We start from the raw sequence: 18,928 nt of genomic DNA on the forward strand, positions 1-18,928 counted from the left end.
TGTCGCCTTGCTGCACTTCCTGTGATCGGGAAGGGCCAAGAGTTCGGTTTCTACCTGCATTGAGCCAAGTAGTGGCATATCCGCCGGGAGTTTTGTTGTTTTAGTCTGATCTAAATGGACATCTCTATACTTTTATACATAATAAAAAAAATCATTATACGAGAATTGAAATCTCAAAGAAACTCATATGTTCACATTAAATTACAATTAGTTTAATTGATAGGGTAATTCACCTTCAGAAAAAAGTTTTAGACTCATCTTACTTTCTTGCTCATTAAACACCTCTTTAATTATTCTAGTTAACAAATAACCTCCAAACCTAATTCGAGTACCTAAATCAACTATAAAATAAGATATCTCCCCTCCATCTACATGCTTTATAATCTCACTTTCTTCATGCAACAGTAATTTTAATGATTCAATTTGATTAATACTCATACTTTTTGTAGGAATATATAAAGCCAGCCCAAAGGAAACATCATACTCTGACTTGCAAAGTTCAGGAAAATGTGATCTGTGCATAATTTGCATTAACTGAATACCATCAAAATATATATTCAGCAAGAAATCATTATTCTTTCTTTTAATATTATACTCAAACACAATGTGCCTTATAGTATCTCTCAACTTCTCTTTGAAAGGCATATTTTTATATTCTTTGGATTTCACCCCCTTTTTTTCATGAATTTGTTTCTTTAAATATCTTACAAAAAAGAAACACACAAATCCAAAAATAGCACCTAATATAAATTCCATAAGATATAATTTAAAATTGCCATTGTCCTGCAATCCTAATCATTTGTTTAATTTTCCCCCAAGTTGACATGGGTTCTGTTGTATTGGGAACATTAGAAATAGTCTGTTCAAAAGCCTTTTCTACTTTAGAAACTTGCGAAGTTGTACTTAAAGATGTACTTTCTAGTCCAAATCTTTTTAATGCATCCTTTGAAACTATCCGACCATTTACAGCCCACTTCCATACATTCCCATCCTTTATTAGTAATTTTGAAATTTTAAGAATTTTGACAGGAGATACATCAGGACCTGTCCCACCAATTGGGGACATTCCTATTATCCTCCCTTCAGCATTTACATCAAAACCTCCCAGCGTCCTATAACCAAAGAAATCCTCAAATCCAGGCACCCCATCCCTATGCCCCATTACTTTATCTCCAACTTCAGAATAATTTTCAATCCTTGTTGATTCTACTACAAATTCAGGAAGTGTTGCACAACCTTGACAATCACTTCCCGGAGCCTGCTCCTCCCCATTTACCACACTTTTTAGTGTCGGATCCTCAGGATCAGGTGTTCCTTGAGTTACCGCACCCATGACCTCGTATGGTTCCATCCCATCCGGATCGATATATCTCAGCGGATTATTGAATGCATAATTATAAGGGGAATGCCTGCGCATCTTCTCTGCCATCGGATCTAACACAAACCATCTACCAATGGCTGGATCGTACATCCTCGCGCCAAAATCGTAGATATTTACTCCCAAGTGGCCGTTTGCCTCCCACCCTACAAGCTGGCTCTTCGCTAAAATGATCCAAAGGGATCATTTCTTAACGCTCAGCCCTCTCCTTGCCGTTGTATAAATACGGATTTATTTTGATACCGCCATACTGGTAACCTAATCCAGAAAGCTCCACTCCCCATGGATCGTAATGGGTTTCCTGTACGATAAGTGGTCCAGTGCTGAGAATCCTAAACTGGTCAAATCATACATCGTCAGAAGTCTCCTTGACCAAGTAGGTTTCAATGTACCCGTCCTTTGGAACTGCAATCTTTTTGATCAGTTCCTCGTTTTTGTTTCTTGCCTTTTTGGATAGGATTTCCTGCGCACGGCCTGGCTCTTCGCTAAAACAGTCCACTTGACTGTTTCTTTACGCTCAGCCCTCCTGCTCATACAAGGTAGAGTCAGCATTCCCGATATCGCTGTGCTCATCGGGACAGGCAATACAGCGCATGCCCCATATGTGCCTATGACACCGGCCCCGATAAAAATCGGGGGTTGTAACTCTGTAATCACCAGTGCTACTACATTGGCGATGGTGATTTCGTTGATTCCTGCCGTACTTAGGTTCTGACCGTATTCAGTGAGCTGCTGGATCATTAAAAGAATGATCCAGCTACTTGTCCTCATTTTTACAAAAATCTAAATTTTACTCTTTAAAAAACTTTCCATTTCAGACAGATATTTATCGATTTCTTCAATTGCTTTATCATCGCCATTTGTCGAATAAAAAATTTCTAATGGAGTCCAATAGTTATACCATTGCAAAATGAGGCTTTCATCTTGAAATTCTCCTGCATCTAAGTAACCTTCTAATCCATATATAAAATCAGAAAAGAGTAAGGTGCCACCACTTCTGTAGCTCTCTATGGATTTAAGCATTTTAATCCAAAGCTTTTTTTGAAGTTTATTAAATTCCATATTTAATTTCCAATTTTTATAACAGAAATTACCCTTGTAGCTGCAGGGTTTGTGATAACTCTGACATTTTCAAAAGTTCTTACTACTTCTGCGGCAGTATTTCCAGGTGTAACATTACCATACTTAATAGCATTTTCAACCACAGATGGTGGAATTCCACGACTAAATGAATTTGCACCTTTCATAATTGTTCCAACAGGTTGCATTCTTTCTAATGCGTGAGTTGTATATTCTATTCCATTGATAACGGTCCTACCACCACTGGCAGATGGCCAAATACTTATTCCATTCTTCGCAGCATTAAATATGCTCCTAGCATTTTTTAAAACACTCCAAAAGTTTTTAATATTACTCCATCCTCCAATTCCTCCTGGAAGAAATGGAGGAGTTCCTCCAATCACTCGGGGTTCGTTTATGATATAACTTTCCCCATTATTCTGTCCTTGCCTGAAGTCGTGCCACCCTGATTGTGACCTCTGGTTATCCGAATAAATTCCTGAAAAATTAGGTAAGCGGGTCGCAGTAACAGTCACTCCTTCTAAATCAACTGTAGGACATCCTTCACAAGCACCTCCTGGTGCACTCTCCTCCCCATTCAACACACTCTTCTGCGTTGGATCCTCAGCATCAGGTGGTCCTTGAGTCACCCCACCCATCACCTCATACGGCTCCATGCCATCAGGATCGATATATCTCAGCGGATTATTGAATGCATAGTTATATGGAGAATGTCGGCGCATCTTCTCTGCCATCGGATCTAACACAAACCACCTACCGATCGCCGGATTCCCGATACGCTTCGCTATCGGGACAGGCTGTACAATCTTGCCCCGTAGTCATATAGATTTACTCCAAAATGGCCGTTTGCCTCCTTGCCATTAATACAAATATTTATTTTTAGTAAAAAATACTAAAAGCATTTATTTTTACTAATTGATCACAAATTCTCGATATAAATTTATTTAAGAAAATTTCAAATGCACTCTACCTATCAAGATGTAGTATAAAAAAATATGATCAAAAAATATGGGGATTGGAAAAAAGAAGAAAACCTCATTAAAACAAGCCTAAAACAATCTTTAATAGCATTGAATTAGGCTTGTTCATATAGTCTTAAATAAAGCTCGACTTACTTTTTCTTGGCAAACTTTCCGCCCTTTTTCTTAGGTTCCGGCTGATTTTCAATGATTTCAATAGTCTGTTTGTACGTTAAAGTTTCAGCTTCCTTATCCTTAGGGATTTTATAATTATTCTTACCCATCTTGATGTAAGGCCCCCATCGCCCATTCAATACTTGGATCTCAGGATTCTCTTCAAAGGATTTGATATGCTTCTTGGCATCGGCCTCCCGCTTTTCCTTGATCAACTGGATCGCTTCTTCTTCATTGATGCTCAGCGGATCCATTTCCTTAGGAAGAGAGAAAAAAGCGCTATCATGACGAACATAAGGCCCAAATCTACCAATCGCTGCCACCATCTTTTTATCCTCAAACATCCCGATATCACGAGGCAATTTGAATAGCTCAAGTGCATCTTCCATGGTGATATTTTCGATGAACTGGCCTTTTTTCAAACTTGCAAACTGCTTCTCCTCATCTTCAGAATCACCGATCTGAACCAATGGCCCAAATTTTCCAAGTCTGGCGATCATCGGCTTGCCACTCACTGGGTGGTTGCCAAGTTCACGGTTTGAATTGATATCCTGTCTGGAGATCTGGTCTGTATCTTCTACATTTTTGTGAAAATCACCGTAGAATGAATCCAGCATATCCTGCCAAACTTGTCCTCCTGAAGCGATATCATCAAACTCCTTCTCTACCCTAGCGGTAAAGCTAAAGTCAATCACATTTGGAAAATGCTCCACCAAGAAGTCATTGACTACCATTGCAATATTGGTAGGGAAAAGCTTTTGCTTCTCAGCTCCAGTGGTTTCTGTTTTGGTAGCATCTTTAAATGCTCCCTTGGCAATGATCATTTCCACATAATCTCTCGGAGTGCCATCTCTGGATTCTTTGATCACGTATTCACGTCTTTGAATCGTCGAAATAGTAGGTGCATAAGTTGATGGACGACCGATTCCCAGTTCCTCTAACTTCTTCACCAACGATGCTTCAGTATATCTCGGGGAAGCTCTGGAGAAAGTCTCACGGCCTTTCATTTCTTGAAGAGCTAGACTCTGACCGATAGTCAATGGTGGCAGGAGTGCCTTACCCTCATTGCTTTCATCTTCTTCAGGCTCATCATCTGTGTCTTCCAAATATACTTTTAGGAAACCATCAAACTTGATGATCTCTCCAGTGGCGACTAAATTTTGAGTCTGGTTGGAAATATCTACCGTAATAATAGTCTTCTCCAATTCTGCATCAGCCATCTGCGAAGCAATAGCGCGCTTCCAGATTAGCTCATAAAGGCGCTGCTCATTGCGTTCTCCAATAACTTGCGGATTGGCAAATTCAGTAGGTCGAATGGCTTCGTGAGCCTCCTGAGCACCTTCAGATTTGGTTGTAAATTTTCTCGATTTATGATATTTATCACCGTATGAATCGTGAATAGCATTTTTGGCAGAAGCCATAGCGTCATCCGAAAGATTCACACTATCTGTTCTCATGTAGGTAATCTTACCAGCTTCATACAGTTTCTGCGCTACAGACATCGTCTGAGCTACGGAGAAGTAAAGCTTTCTACTTGCTTCCTGCTGAAGAGTAGAAGTGGTAAAAGGTGCAGCTGGAGTTTTCTTCCCTGGCTTTTTCTCTAAGTTGGCTACCGAAAAATCAGCATCAAGACACTTCTTCAAGAATTCCTCAGCTTCAGCTTTGGTGTCAAATTTCTTTGGAAGTTCGGCTTGGAATGTTTTTCCTTCTACTTCGAAAATCGCTGTGATTCTAAAACTAGACTTAGCATTGTGCTTTTCTATTTCCCGCTCACGATCTACGATCAGGCGAACGGCAACAGACTGAACTCTTCCTGCAGAAAGACCAGTTTTGATTTTCTTCCAAAGTATAGGAGAAAGTTCAAACCCTACCAGACGATCTAAAATTCGTCTTGCTTGCTGGGCATTTACCAGATCTATATCTATGCCTCTAGGGTTCTCAATCGCTTTCGTAATCGCATTTTTGGTGATCTCCCGAAATACAATCCGTTTGGTATTTTCATCCTTAAGCTTCAATACTTCTTTTAAATGCCAAGAAATTGCCTCTCCCTCGCGGTCATCATCGCTTGCTAGATAGACCATCTCAGCATCCTTCACCAAAGCCTTGAGATTCTTGATCACATCCTTTTTATCGGCCGTGACCTCGTAGGTAGGATTGAATCTGTTTTTAATATCGATCGCTTTATCGCCTTTAGGCAGATCCCGTACGTGACCGTAGCTGGATGCTACCTTATAGTCCTTGCCCAAGTATCCCTCAATGGTTTTGGCTTTGGCAGGTGACTCGACGATAACAAGGTTTTTAGACATAAATGGCAATATTTCTGGGTTTTCATTCCCGTTTAGAAAAGCTAAAAATAGACGGCATTGTTTTCTCGTCCAAATAATTAAAATCAACTAAACCTGATTTGGAGGGATTATTGATCAATGTAAGAAATACTATACAGGGTATAAACCACTTATCATGAAGCAATTGTTTTTACTCAGACACGGAGAAGCAGGTTTTTCTCAAGGTTCAGATTTTCAAAGACAACTCACCGAAAAAGGTAGAGAAAACTTGGTTCGTATGGGAAAAAGCCTAGATAAAAAGCTAAAATCTGTTGATTTGATGTATTGTTCCACAGCGCAACGTACGATGGAAACTGCTGATTTGATAGGAAAGTACATTACAATTAAGGAGAGTATGTTCACAAAAGTTATCTATCACGGCGATATGGGAGACATGATAGCGCTACTGGAAAAAACTTCCTCCTCGGTGGATTCTTGTCTTTTGGTCGGGCACAATCCTACCATTAGTCTGCTTTTGGCACATCTTTCGGATGAGAATTACCTAGGATTGCAACCTGGTATGATGGCTGTGATTGACTTGGAAATTTCGGAATGGAAAATGATTGGCTTTGGAACAGGCATCTTAAAAGAGATTATCCAATAAAGTAAATCACATAGAGAGTATGCAACAGAATTATAAACCACTTTTCTAACTTTTATCAAAAATATCTTTAGACTCATCGAATTATAAACCCAACTTCCTTTATATTGGCATAATAATTCAGATAGAAGCAGAGATTATCAATCACCAAAGTCAATCTTAGCTATTTCTGCAGTTATAAATTCTAGCACATACTTTCAAAATCCGGAAACTTACCCCGAAGCCTAGCCCAAAATATTCGAATGAATCCATTGCCATGGGACCAAAATTTGATTTCAAATCAAATGGCTAAATCATTCAGTACCCTTTAAAGAATACATACCCAAATTGTGATTACCCTATTTAATTGCTAGCATTAAAACTTAGCGATTTCTGAGAAGTCTAAGATGCCTTATTCATAAAGCATCTAGATTAAATGTAGCGTCAAATGAATGTCAGAAGGAAAACAGCCTTGTCAATTACCAGAAGCACAATTGATATTAAATGCAAAAAGCCCTGAATTTTTATATTCAGGGCTTTTTAATGCTCTTTTACTTTTCTTAGAAATCTGTCGATTTACCATCAAGATCAAGCTTTTTGATCCAGATATTTCGATAGAACACATCATGTCCTTCCGCTTGCAACTTTAAACCGCCCGGCGTATCGGTAATCCCTTTTCCACCGTCATTGCCGCCATCAAGACCCGAGTATGGTCCACCCCAAACTTGCTGAATCTCCTTGTCCTCATGGATTTTCACTCCATTCAAATAGACTGTAGCCCTAGGCTTCTCTACTAATTTCCCATTTTCAAAACGTGCTGCTTTAAACTCAATATCATAAGCATTCCACTTTCCAATGCCATAATATTCTTCCGAGGTTGGAACATGTTCATTGATCAATGCAGCTAAGCCATGATCACCGTAGTCTCCATCCAAAATTTGAATTTCATAGCGATTTTGAAGATACACCCCTGAATTCCCGCCTTCATTTTTGACAAAAAACTCTACGTGCGCACGAAAATCCTCGAATTTGTCTTTGGTCACGATATCAGCGGCACCATATAAACCTCCAGCTCCTGCAGGATCATTGCTGCTAATTGCTTTGCCGCTATCTACAGGATCAGCCACTTCAGGCCATTTGATAGGATTTTCAGCAGAAAAACGTGGTCCTTCCCAGTATTCCCAATTTTTCTCCAGTGATTTCTTTGAGCCGTCCAGATAGACCTTGGCTCCTTTTTCGGGCTTAGCCCCTACGCCTGTTTGAGCTTGTACGACTGTAAATGCACACGCTAAGGCAAAGGAGAAAGCTAGTCTTTGAAAAACTTTACTGTTCATAGGTTTTTGAGTTAAATTATTTTTTTGAAATTAAATATAAGACAATATCCAATTGTTGAATTTGGTTAATTTTAGGCAAAATCAAACATTTTGTACCATGAAATGGGAAGGAAGAAGACGAAGCTCAAATGTAGAGGATAGACGGGGTCAAAGTAGTGGTGGATCGCGGGGTGGTGGATTTAGCCCTATGCTAATTGGGCCGTTGATTAGAATTCTTTTTTCTAAAACAGGCTTAATTATCGTGGGTATCGTCATTGCCATCTCGGTGATCACGGGTACCAACCCCCTTACCTTCTTAGGGAATTTCATGGGTGGCGGTGGACAGGGATTTACTACTGAGACTAACTATACTCCTACTGCTGAGGAAGATCGCCTCGCTGCTTTCAGTGAGACCATTTTGGCGGACACGGAAGATGTCTGGAACAATCTTTTGGAGAATTACAGAGAACCAACGCTTGTACTATTCAGTGGACAAGTTTCTTCTGCATGTGGACTAGCATCCAGCGCTACAGGACCTTTCTATTGTCCAAGTGATGAAAAACTTTACATAGACCTGAGCTTTTTTGAAGAAATGGAAGTGAAACTGCAAGCCCCGGGAGACTTTGCTCAAGCCTATGTAATCGCACATGAAGTGGGACACCATATTCAAAAAATCATGGGAATCACTGATGAAATGGCCAAACTTCGTTCACAGGTGAGCGAGAAAGAATACAATCAGTATTCTGTGAGATTGGAACTTCAGGCAGACTTCTTAGCGGGAATCTGGGCCAATCACAGCCAAAAATCAGTCGGTTGGATGGAAAAGGGAGATTTGGATGAAGCACTAAATGCCGCAAATGCTATCGGCGATGATCGTCTCCAGAAGCAATCCAGTGGTCGCGTGATCCCTGACTCCTTCACTCACGGCACATCAGCACAGCGAATGAAATGGTTTAAAAAAGGTTTTGAAACTGGAGATATCAATCAGGGAGACACATTCAATGCCTCTAATCTGTAAGCCAACTCAACTTGTCTCCAACACCAAAATCTGTTCAGTATTGATCTGATGTATAAATTGGCGGAGGATGTAATAAGTCTCAGGAACCTGCGTCACCAGATCAAGTTGTGATGGAATATCATCAGTAATTTGGTCATTTTCCAAGTAGGCAAATCTGCTCAACATCCCACTTTCAAACATACAATAAGCCGTTTCATTTGAATTTCGTCCAGCAAGCTTAATCAGGATTTCCTTTTGGCTTTCCTTGATCTTTTTCATAAACTCCGCCACTCGCTGATTGTATTCCTTTGGCTTCTCTGTGAAATCACAAGCTCCTTCACATCTCACTTCCTCTTCTGGTTCACAATTGACTTTTCTGAGTCCGCATAGTTTGGGGCAAAGGCCGTATATATTGATACCTGTTTTCAGAAATGAATTAGCCTCTTCCATGGAGAAAAACGATTCAATCGGTTTAAAAAACTTAGTGATTTTCGAAACTTGAAATCTGCCATAACCCGAATTATCCTCGTAATGGAATAAGCCAAACATCCGTTTAGGAAGCTTCGAAGCAAAATTATACTTCGGCCATAATCTCTTGATTTCCAAAGTCTCAAACAGAAGTGCCATAAACTCACTTCCTGTGAGTTCCCATTTCAAATCATGAACTTCAGTTTTGAGTTTTTGCTTCAGATTTGGAAGCAGCTGCCCCGAAAAGTGATTCTTAAACCGCTCTCTTATATTTATAGCTTTGCCTACGTAGATTACTTTGCCACGCTCATCCAGCATGTAATAAACACCACAGGAAGTCGGAATTTCTTTGAATTTTGAATGGGGAAAATTAGGCGGTAAAAAGGCTTCCCCAGTATTCTTTTTGAGCGATTGATTGATGATTTGATAGTCAGATTTGATCATTCTATCAAATAAAATTGCCGTAGCCTTTGCGTCACCCATGGCTCGGTGCCTGGCTTCGATTTGTATTCTTTGACTTTCACAAAGCCTTCCCAAACTATAAGAACCTAATCCTGGATACACTTTTCTACTTAGCCGGACGGTACACAGTTTTGGAGTTTTGAGCTCCTTGCCTACTTTCAAAAATGCCTCGCGAAGAAATCCGTAATCAAAACTAACATTATGAGCCACGAATACTCTGTCATTGAGCAATTCCCAAAGTTCCTCTTGAATTGCTGAAAAGGTGGGCTGATGTCGCACCATGAAATTGTCGATTCCAGTTAATCCAGTGATGTAAGTAGGGATCGCTTGCTCTGGATTAAGCAGCGTCTGATACTCTCTGATAATAGCTTCCCCATCGTGAATCAAAACGGCAACTTCTGTAATACCACCATATTTCGGCGCTCCACCGGTGGTCTCAATATCTACTATGGCAAATTCCATTGGCCAAAAGTAGGAATTAGAATTTTCAGTTTGGAATTAAGTGTCACAGAATGACGTGGTTTGATTGAGTTTTTGATTTTCTGCCTTCTCGAAAGCTGTTCCTAGGATTCCACCGCCTCGGTCTGTGTCTCCACAGTCCACACTGTATTTCGGTGCGTCGAGACACTGACCACGGTTGAAGACGATTAGCCTTCCAAACAAATCTAGACCTCCTCTTCGGCCACAATAAGCTAAAACCAGTATAGGATTAATCTAACACTTTGAAATTCGAACTTCAGTCATTCCCGTATGTCATCGGGCAGGGGTCATCGGTCATCTCACCATCAGATACACACTCTCCATTCAATTTACTACCACCCATCCTATAAATGCAACTTTGTTTCAAATATGTTAGTTAATAATTCGAACGTCTACTATTTTTGCATTGTGAATTTGAAAACACCAATATTATTAACACTTATTCTACTACTTGGACACAAGATCCAGGCTCAAAATTGCAATCTTTCTATTCGTGGCAAAATCATCCACTTGGAAAATAATGAGCCTATTGAAGCTGCTTATGTGTGGGTAATCGAGGCTGAAGAAGGTGCGGTTAGTGATAAAAACGGAAATTTCACGATCAAAAATCTTTGTAGTGGCACTTACACTCTTACGATACAATATCTTGGTCATAAAGAGATTAGAGATACTGTAACTTTAGAATCCGGCACTTTTACCAAAACCTACAGACTGGAAGAAGTAGCATTGGGTCTAAAAAGCGTGGAAGTGCATGGTCATCGTGATGCAGTGCAAACTACCACCGCTGTTTCTGCGCTTTATGGAGAAAAACTTCTGGAATCCCGAGGTGAAAATCTCGGAGAAAGTCTAAAGCGAATCTCAGGTGTATCTACTTTTTCCACTGGAAATAGCATCTCAAAACCCGTAATCCACGGAATGCACAGTAATCGGATTATGATTATGAATAACGGCATTCGTCTGGAAGGTCAGCAATGGGGAGCTGAGCACGCTCCGGAAATTGATCCTTTTCTTGCTGATGAAATCACTGTAGTGAAAGGTGCAGAAACAGTGAGATATGGCCCAGAAGCTATGGGTGGAGTGATTCTGGTAAATCCAGCTCCTCTTCCAACGAAAAAAACAAGCAAAACTAGCCTGAACCTAGTCGGCGGGACAAATGGGCAAATGGGCAACATCAACTTGGTATATGTAGGTGGCTCACACAAAATTAAAGGTTTGGGATACCGTATTCAAAGCTCTGCCAAAAGATCTGGAAATGTAAAGTCTCCGGGCTATTTTCAAGACAACACAGGGGTAAGTGAGCTAAATTTAAGTAGCTCGCTGGGTTATAGTAGTTCCAAACTTGGTGTGGAAGCTTATTACAGTCTTTTCCATACTGAATTGGGAATATTGAACGATTCACATACCGGAAATCTTTCTGATCTGGAAAATATAATTGAGAATGGACGACCATTCGCAGATGGAGAATTTAGCTACGAAATAGCAAATCCAAAGCAACGGGTAACCCATCATTTGGCTAAATTAAAATCCCACTATCATATTTCTGAAAGCTGGAAATTGAACTTCCAATATGGCTTTCAACTCAATCACAGACAAGAATTTGATAAAAGGCGTGGTGACTTGAATGAAAAAGCAAGCTTAGATCTGGAGCTTTTCACCAATACGATCGATCTCTATGTGAACCATACGCATAAGAATGAACTGAGCGGAACTTGGGGAATAAATTTAATTCAACAAGCTAATAGCAATGTTCCAGGCACTGGAGTAACTCCATTGATCCCTAACTATGACATGGTCAACACAGGTCTGTATGCGATGGAAAAATACTCCAAAGGCCCGCTGGAAGTGGAAGCTGGTGTGAGATATGATTTTAGAAATGTAAGCACAGCCAGATACATCAATCAGGAGCTGAGAACGGCTGACCTGGATTATCAGAATTTCTCAGCATTCCTAGGCGGACTCTATCATATCAGCCCAGATCTTACATTCAATTCAAACATTGGCTCTGCGTGGAGACCTCCGAATGTCAATGAGTTATTCAGTGAAGGACTTCACCATGGTGCTGCCGCAGTGGAAATCGGTAATTCTGATTTGAAATCAGAGAAATCCCTCAAATGGATCAATGAGCTGCAATATGACGGTAAAAGAACCCATTTGGAGCTAACTGCCTACCTCAATCCCATTAGCGACTATATCTTTCTAAATCCTACTGGGGAAGTTTTTGTAAGCCTGAGAGGCACATTCAATGTATATGAATACTTGCAGGCAAATGCCCTTTTCTATGGCTTCGACTTTGCAGGAAGCTATGAGTTTACTGACAAAATCAGCGCATACCTCAAAGGGTCCATCGTGCAAGCTAAAAACAGGGACGAGGACAACTATTTTCCTTTTATTCCTGCCAATAGAATGGATTGGGGCGTTTCTTATGACTTTGCGAAGGGAACTGATTCCCGGACGAATAAAATAACCTTGAGTAATGTATTGGTTGCCAAACAAAACAGAGAACCTGATTTTGATATTGCTCCTGCCCCTCCAGCTTATGCGCTTTTCAACATCTCCTACAATAAGCAACTGATCATAGGAGATGATAAGCTAAATCTAGGCCTTCAGGTGCAAAACCTCTTCAATACCAGCTATAAAGACTATATGAATCGCTTCCGATACTTCTCTTATGATATGGGAAGAAATGTCCTTTTAAAAATCAATTATGAATTCTGACCAATTTAAAAAGCAATTACCAATTCTAAACAATCCAACTATGTTCAATTCAAGAAAAATATTCCTGTACGCAATCCTATTTGCAGCTTTTACATTTACTGCCTGTGAAAGTGATGATCCTGAACCTGAAAATGATGGTGAAGTAATCACCGATGTGATTCTGAACTTCCAAGAATTAGATGCCTCGGGAAACCCAGTGGGAGCTGTATCTTCTTTCAGCGCATCTGATCCACAAGGAATCGAAGTAGGTGCAACCCCTACGATAGAAACTGTCGAATTGACCAAAGGTAAAACTTATCAGCTCAATATTGAAGTAAGAAATTCTATCGAGAATGAGGATATTACTGAGGAAATCTTGGAAGAAGCCGATGAGCATCAGTTTTACTTCTTAGGTACGGCATTCGTCGGATCACCTATTTTGACTTATCAATATGATGATCTTTCTGGTGAATTAATTGGTGTACAAGGTATATTGACAGTTCAGCAGAATCCAGGATTCAACAATGCGAATATGCAAATCATTCTTCGTCATGACTTGGATAAAAACTATCCTGGTGCATCTAATCCTAATTTCCAAGAATATGCTATGGCTGGAGGAGAATCCGACCTAGACATTACTTTTCCAGTTGTGGTCGAGTAATTAGCATTAATCCTTGCAAACAGAAAAAGCAGCTTTAGAGCTGCTTTTTCTGTTTCAAAATGCTATTAAGTCTTAAAAATCCGGAGAACAAATAGTCATTTGCGATGCATCAAATTGTTCAGCATTATTCAGTGTTGAGCCAACATTCCCGGCTACCAAAATCACATTATAGTCTGGGCCTTCGCTGTCCAGATGAACTTTTACATGTCCCTCGAAATTTTGGAAAGATTCAAAATTCAGGTTACTGCCATCAGTCAGTTGTTCTATTCTTGTTTGAGATAACAAAGTCATCGAATTAACCGGGGCCAGCATAAATGCCATAGGGGCATCTGGGGTATCATAACTTCCAAAATGTAGGTGTGCAGGGAAGTTTATATCAGAGTTTCGAGAACCATCCCAGTCTAGTTGAATATTCAATTCTATTCCCTCATCTGGGTATTCCCGTACGGTGACTGTACCTGTATAGTCAAAATCACTCGATTGGTATAAGGTATACCTGAGTTCCCTACCTGTATAATCCTTTGGCTCGACTATTTCTTCTGAGCAGGAAGACAGCCCAACTGATAATATCATAATACCAAACATTAATGCTCTCATATTCTTATCGAGTTAATTCCATTTGAAATTACGAATAAAGGTGCTGAGAGTTCTTAAATCTCTGAAATTTTCTATTCCAATTAAAAAGCGTCAAAGATCAAGAAACTTGCTTTTTAATACTCTGTTAATTGGCTCTCCAGAAGAATGGAGTAAATAAAATTAAGAGTGTAAAAAGCTCCAATCGACCGAGAAGCATGATCACAGATAGGAAAATTTTTGCAGCAGGAGAGAAAAACGCAAAATTATCAACTGGCCCAACTTTACCAATCCCCGGCCCAACATTCGCCAATGAAGTAGCAACAGCTCCTAAAGAGGTAGCCAAATCATACCCCATCAGGGATAGAGCCAAAGATCCTAACACGAAAGTCAACAGGTAAATCAGCAAGAAATTCATGATATGTGTGATGATTCGACCAGTAACCCGATCACCATTGATCATCAACGGAACAATTGCTCTAGGGTGAACTAAGCGCTTGAACTCCAACCATGAGTTTTTGATAAAAGTAAGGTGTCTCACGAACTTGATTCCGCCCGCAGTAGACCCTGCACAACCTCCTACAAAGAGTAGCATAAAGCAGATAAAGGTAAATCCTTCACTATACTGTGTATAGTCATCCGTAACATATCCCGTGGTAGTAACAATGGATACTACCTGAAAAAGCGATTTTCTAAATGCCAACTCAGGGTCAATCCCTGTAGCAGCAATAGGGAAATAAAGAATAACGGCAACCCCTAGGAGAGTTAGACCATATGTTTTGAATTCATCACTCTTCAGTACTCTCTTGATTTTACCAATCAAGCCAAAGTAGATAACAGTAAAGTTGGTACCAGCCAAAAACATAAATATGATGGCCACATATTGGATAAAGGCTGAATCGTAATACGCCATACTGGCATTTTTTGTGGAGAATCCACCTGTGGCTAAAGTTGTAAGCGCGTGATTTATAGCATCAAAAAATGTCATTCCGCCAACCCAGTAAAGCAAAGTTGCCGATACGGTAAGCCCTACATAGACATACCAAAGTCGCTTGGCTGTTTCGGAGATTCTTGGATGGACTTTGTCAGAAGTAGGCCCTGGAGATTCAGCTACAAAAAGCTCAATTCCACCAATTCCCAGTAAAGGGAAAATAGCAACCGTCAGCACAATAATCCCCAAACCACCAATCCACTGAGTCATACTTCTCCAAAAAAGCAAGCCTTTTGGCATAGCCTCAATATCAGTCAAAATAGATGCACCAGTGGTAGTCAGGCCAGACATAGTCTCAAAAAGCGCATCAGAAAAACCTGAAATCTCCCGACTTAGCACATAAGGAAGCATCCCAAAACCAGCCATAAAAATCCAGCTCAGCGCTACAATCAAATAGCCTTCTCGCTTTCGAATGTTTTGATCCTGCTTAGAAAATGAGAAAAACAGCGTCATTCCTATCACCATGGTGATCAAGGCAGAGCTCAAGATCGGCCAAGGATCTTCATCAAAATATGTTGAAAAAATAACACCGGGAAGCATCAGAAGGGCTATCAGCACCAAGAGTGCTCCCATGATCTTCCCTATTTCTTTGAAATGAATCATGCCTTAATGAAACAATTTTTCCAGCGCGATCTTAGCCTCAGGTAAAGCCAAAACAATTGCTTTATCATTCAACTCCAACTGAAAATCTCCGTCTGGAATAAAAACTTTGTCTCCTCGTATCACTCCTGCCACAATAGCAGTATCGGGGAAATATAGCTCTTGCAAAGATTTTTTAATCAATCTATTATTTTTGCAAACCGAATACTGAATAAACTCTGCATCAACTCCATAAATACCCGAAACAGCATCGACAGATCCTTTTTTTAAGAATCTGGAAATCTCGTTTGCTGCAACCAGCTTTTTATTGATCAACGAATCCACTCCTATACTGTGCGAAATATGAATATATTCCCGAGTATCCACGTGGGCTATTGTCTTATATACACCGTGATTTTTGGCAGTCAAACTAGCGATAATATTGGTTTCGGAAGATTCCGTTAAAGCCAGAAATGCATCCATCTGCTCTAAACCTTCTTCAATCAATAGTTCTACATTTTTGTAATCACCATTGATCACAAGTGAGTTTTTGAGGTTTTCCGCAAGCCATTTGCAACGCTCTTTATCTTTATTGATCAGTGTCACTCGGAAGTGATCTTCCAGTCGGAGTGCCGTGGTCAATGCCATATCATCCCCACCGATAATCATCACATTCTTGATCGTGTGTTTTACCTGACCCAGAACTTCCATGATCGACTGTGTATTTTTCTTGCTTGAGATGAAAAACACGTGATCATTATTTCGGATAATCGTGCTTCCTCGAGGTATAATAGTTTTTTGATCCCGAAGAATCGCAATGATTCTGATATCCTCAAAAATCGGGTTGGACTTAGTATCCATGATACGCTGATTGACCAATGGGTTACTTTGATCGAGCGTGATACCCACAATATTTAGCTTTCCTCCTTCAAAGTCGAATACCTCGGTAAAACTCGAGTTCTCGATCATTTTAAAAATATGTTTGCTACAAAGCATCGTAGGCGAGATCAAATTGTCAATGCCTAAATTTTTAAAATAGGACAAGTTTTCATCATCCATGTAGGAGTGATTTCTCACCCTAGCCATCACACGCTTTGCACCCAGTTGCTTTGCCAGAACGGCCGTCACAATATTGGTTTTCTCAGAGGTAGTCACCGCCAGCACCATACTCGCTTTGTTGACATTGGCTCGCTTGAGAATCTCAAAGGCAGTAGCATCCCCCTGCACAGTCAACACGTCAAGTTTGGAAGCGACATAGTCGAGGACTTCTCTGTCTGTATCGATCAGCGTGATATCCTTGTTATCGAAACTTAATTGCTCGGCGAGGTGGTAACCCATGTCTCCAGCACCAGCAATCACAATATTCATCCCCATAGAGGTTATTCAGGTGATTTTTGAATTGGCAAAAATAAGGGCTTTCTAAATGGTAATCAGTTATAAAGCTATTTCTTTTCTGTCTTACAGACCAAAGTAACAAAGCTAAAATTGAATAATTCATTTTAAGAAAGTTTTTTAGGCTGTCATTATGCTTTGAATACTCAACCCGCTTAGTTCAAGTATTATTACCAGGACTACTTTTGCCTCAGATAGAGTCTTCACGAACCTGGTTTGCAGGTGTCCATTTGAGTGGAGACACTCACATAGGCGCTCAGTCTTATGAGTGATGATTTAGAAGAGAATATTTGTGTGGAGACTCTCACACAAGCGAAAACGATCATAGAAACTCGAAACTGCGGAGGGAAAGTCACCTCTTTTACTTATCACTTTCTACCTAATCCCCAAAAACTTACTCCTCCAGCAGCTTGTCACTCTCCGCTTCCGGCAATTCCTGAATGTCTTTTAGCTTCCGCTGAATCACCCTTGTTCTCGCTCCAACCAACTTATCCAATTCGGAATTTGCCTCTGAGAGTTTCTTCTGAGTCTTTTCGATCAGCTCCCCAAACTTGCCAAACTCAGTCTTGATCGCTCCCAAAATCTGCCAAACCTCAGAACTTCGCTTTTGAATAGCCAGCGTTCTGAATCCCATCTGGAGACTGTTTAAAATGGCTGAAAGCGTAGTTGGTCCAGTTACTATCACTTTGTAGTCTTGTTGGATTTGCTGAGAAAGTCCAGGTTCGCGGAGGATTTCAGCATAGAGACTTTCTACCGGGAGAAAAAGTATGGCAAAATCCGTGGTGTATGGTGCGTTGATATATCTATTCTGTATGTCCTGAGCGGCTTTTTTTACGGCTTTGAAAAGCTCATTACGATTCATTTCTATCTCTGGCTTCAAAGCCACCTCGTATGCATCGACCAATCTCAGGTAGGATTCCTGCGGAAATTTAGAATCAATAGGAAGTAAAATAGGCTCACTTTGCCCGGGCATTTTCACAGCAAATTCCACCCGCTCTCGATTTCCTTTTCCCACCTCCGCATTCAACACATATTGATCCGGAGAAAGTAAATTCTCCAAAATCGCCTGCAACTGATATTCTCCCAGTACACCACGACTTTTCACATTGGACAAAACCCGCTTCAGATCTCCTACTCCAGTTGCTAGATTCTGCATCTCACCGAGACCTTTTTGCACGGCCTGTAGCTGATTACTTACCATCTCAAAAGATTGCCCAAGTCGGGTTTCCAGCGTTTTTTGAAGCTTTTCATCTACAGTTTCTCGAATCTTTTCCAGCCGCAACTCAGTCGTTTTCATCAGATCTTCCTGACGGCGATTCAGTTCAGAGAATTTTTCCCGCTGAAGCGCATTGAAGTCCTGCACATTCTGCCGAAAGACTTCGCCAAAGGTTTTCAGCGCTTCATTTTGATCTTTTGAATTAGCACGAATGCTATTGAATACCAATTGAAATTGATTGGTCAGGTTTTCGTTGGCTTCTTTTCGGGATTGTGCCAAAGCTAATTCAAGCTCCTTGCTCATTCTGGCAAGCTCAGTTTGCAAAAAAACTTTCTCCTGATCATTTCCTTTTTTCAAAAAAAACAACACAAGGAAAATCACTTGTAAAAATACAATCAGTATTAAAATATACTCAGTCGACATAGGTCATCATTTTAGGTTCATGAAAGTAGTCTTTTGAACCCTGGTTATGTGTTTGTTAAAATCAACGATTTATAGAATATTCAAAATATAAATTAACGGTTGATTCGGCTTGAATATTCACATTAATAGAAAAAAAATTGTGTACAAGCATTCTCAAAGGCACTCCACTACGCTTTGGGTCTTA

Annotated in this window: 16 protein-coding genes; 4 read left to right on the plus strand and 12 right to left on the minus strand. The window is 40.3% G+C overall.

The genetic code is table 11. From position 1 onward, the window contains the following. Positions 1–207: 207 nt before the first annotated feature. The 6 genes from BVH04_RS05720 to topA all read right to left on the minus strand — a co-directional run bounded on the left by BVH04_RS05720 (position 208) and on the right by topA (position 5,897). On the minus strand, positions 208–756 hold the full coding sequence (locus BVH04_RS05720) for a hypothetical protein (RefSeq protein ID WP_086540380.1): 549 nt from the start codon (positions 754–756) through the stop codon (positions 208–210). A gap of 10 nt (positions 757–766) precedes the next feature. Continuing rightward, entirely contained in the window at positions 767–1,504 is a 738-nt protein-coding gene (locus BVH04_RS05725; RefSeq protein ID WP_205635796.1) for an RHS repeat domain-containing protein, read from the minus strand. 294 nt (positions 1,505–1,798) lie between these two features. After that, entirely contained in the window at positions 1,799–2,149 is a 351-nt protein-coding gene (locus BVH04_RS05730) for a hypothetical protein (protein ID WP_086540383.1), read from the minus strand. Between the two features lie 12 nt (positions 2,150–2,161). Further along, positions 2,162–2,440 (minus strand): hypothetical protein, encoded by a 279-nt coding sequence (locus BVH04_RS05735; RefSeq protein ID WP_086540385.1) that lies wholly within the window; start codon positions 2,438–2,440, stop codon positions 2,162–2,164. Between the two features lie 2 nt (positions 2,441–2,442). After that, complete coding sequence (locus BVH04_RS05740) at positions 2,443–3,192, minus strand: hypothetical protein (RefSeq protein ID WP_140160530.1); 750 nt, start codon at positions 3,190–3,192, stop codon at positions 2,443–2,445. A 377-nt stretch (positions 3,193–3,569) separates the two neighbouring features. Beyond that, entirely contained in the window at positions 3,570–5,897 is a 2,328-nt protein-coding gene (gene topA, locus BVH04_RS05745) for a type I DNA topoisomerase (protein WP_086540389.1), read from the minus strand. A 154-nt stretch (positions 5,898–6,051) separates the two neighbouring features. Between topA and sixA the strand changes: the two genes are divergently transcribed. After that, positions 6,052–6,519 carry a phosphohistidine phosphatase SixA gene (gene sixA, locus BVH04_RS05750; RefSeq protein ID WP_086540390.1) on the plus strand — a complete coding sequence of 156 codons (468 nt, stop codon included), beginning with the start codon at positions 6,052–6,054 and terminating at the stop codon, positions 6,517–6,519. Positions 6,520–7,055: 536 nt separating this feature from the next. Here the strand turns inward: sixA and BVH04_RS05755 are convergent. Beyond that, a complete protein-coding gene (locus tag BVH04_RS05755; RefSeq protein WP_086540391.1) occupies positions 7,056–7,829 on the minus strand; it encodes a 3-keto-disaccharide hydrolase in 774 nt (257 codons plus the stop codon). A 97-nt stretch (positions 7,830–7,926) separates the two neighbouring features. On the opposite strand from BVH04_RS05755, the gene ypfJ reads away from it, so the two are divergent. Further along, positions 7,927–8,826: a KPN_02809 family neutral zinc metallopeptidase gene (ypfJ, locus tag BVH04_RS05760; RefSeq protein ID WP_086540393.1), complete on the plus strand. Its 900-nt coding sequence runs from the start codon at positions 7,927–7,929 to the stop codon at positions 8,824–8,826. A gap of 6 nt (positions 8,827–8,832) precedes the next feature. On the opposite strand, the gene BVH04_RS05765 is transcribed toward ypfJ, so the two are convergent. After that, positions 8,833–10,197, minus strand: a complete 1,365-nt coding sequence (locus BVH04_RS05765) for an exonuclease domain-containing protein (RefSeq protein WP_086540395.1) — start codon at positions 10,195–10,197, stop codon at positions 8,833–8,835. A gap of 387 nt (positions 10,198–10,584) precedes the next feature. Between BVH04_RS05765 and BVH04_RS05770 the strand changes: the two genes are divergently transcribed. Together BVH04_RS05770 and BVH04_RS05775 are read left to right on the plus strand one after the other, a co-directional pair. Beyond that, on the plus strand, positions 10,585–12,930 hold the full coding sequence (locus tag BVH04_RS05770; RefSeq protein ID WP_086540396.1) for a TonB-dependent receptor: 2,346 nt from the start codon (positions 10,585–10,587) through the stop codon (positions 12,928–12,930). Positions 12,931–12,970: 40 nt separating this feature from the next. Then, a complete protein-coding gene (locus BVH04_RS05775) occupies positions 12,971–13,570 on the plus strand; it encodes a hypothetical protein (RefSeq protein ID WP_086540473.1) in 600 nt (199 codons plus the stop codon). A 72-nt stretch (positions 13,571–13,642) separates the two neighbouring features. Here the strand turns inward: BVH04_RS05775 and BVH04_RS05780 are convergent, their stop codons facing one another. The 4 genes from BVH04_RS05780 to rmuC all read right to left on the minus strand — a co-directional run bounded on the left by BVH04_RS05780 (position 13,643) and on the right by rmuC (position 18,744). Then, the gene (locus BVH04_RS05780) at positions 13,643–14,167 is read right to left on the minus strand and encodes a hypothetical protein (RefSeq protein ID WP_240510841.1); all 525 of its coding nucleotides are present in this window, start codon (positions 14,165–14,167) and stop codon (positions 13,643–13,645) included. A 124-nt stretch (positions 14,168–14,291) separates the two neighbouring features. Further along, on the minus strand, positions 14,292–15,737 hold the full coding sequence (locus BVH04_RS05785; RefSeq protein ID WP_086540398.1) for a TrkH family potassium uptake protein: 1,446 nt from the start codon (positions 15,735–15,737) through the stop codon (positions 14,292–14,294). A gap of 3 nt (positions 15,738–15,740) precedes the next feature. Next, positions 15,741–17,087 (minus strand): Trk system potassium transporter TrkA, encoded by a 1,347-nt coding sequence (trkA, locus tag BVH04_RS05790; RefSeq protein WP_086540400.1) that lies wholly within the window; start codon positions 17,085–17,087, stop codon positions 15,741–15,743. A gap of 412 nt (positions 17,088–17,499) precedes the next feature. Beyond that, positions 17,500–18,744 (minus strand): DNA recombination protein RmuC, encoded by a 1,245-nt coding sequence (rmuC, locus tag BVH04_RS05795; protein WP_086540402.1) that lies wholly within the window; start codon positions 18,742–18,744, stop codon positions 17,500–17,502. Between the last annotated feature and the right edge of the window lie 184 nt (positions 18,745–18,928).

This window comes from Algoriphagus antarcticus, assembly GCF_002150685.1.
Classification (GTDB): domain Bacteria; phylum Bacteroidota; class Bacteroidia; order Cytophagales; family Cyclobacteriaceae; genus Algoriphagus; species Algoriphagus antarcticus.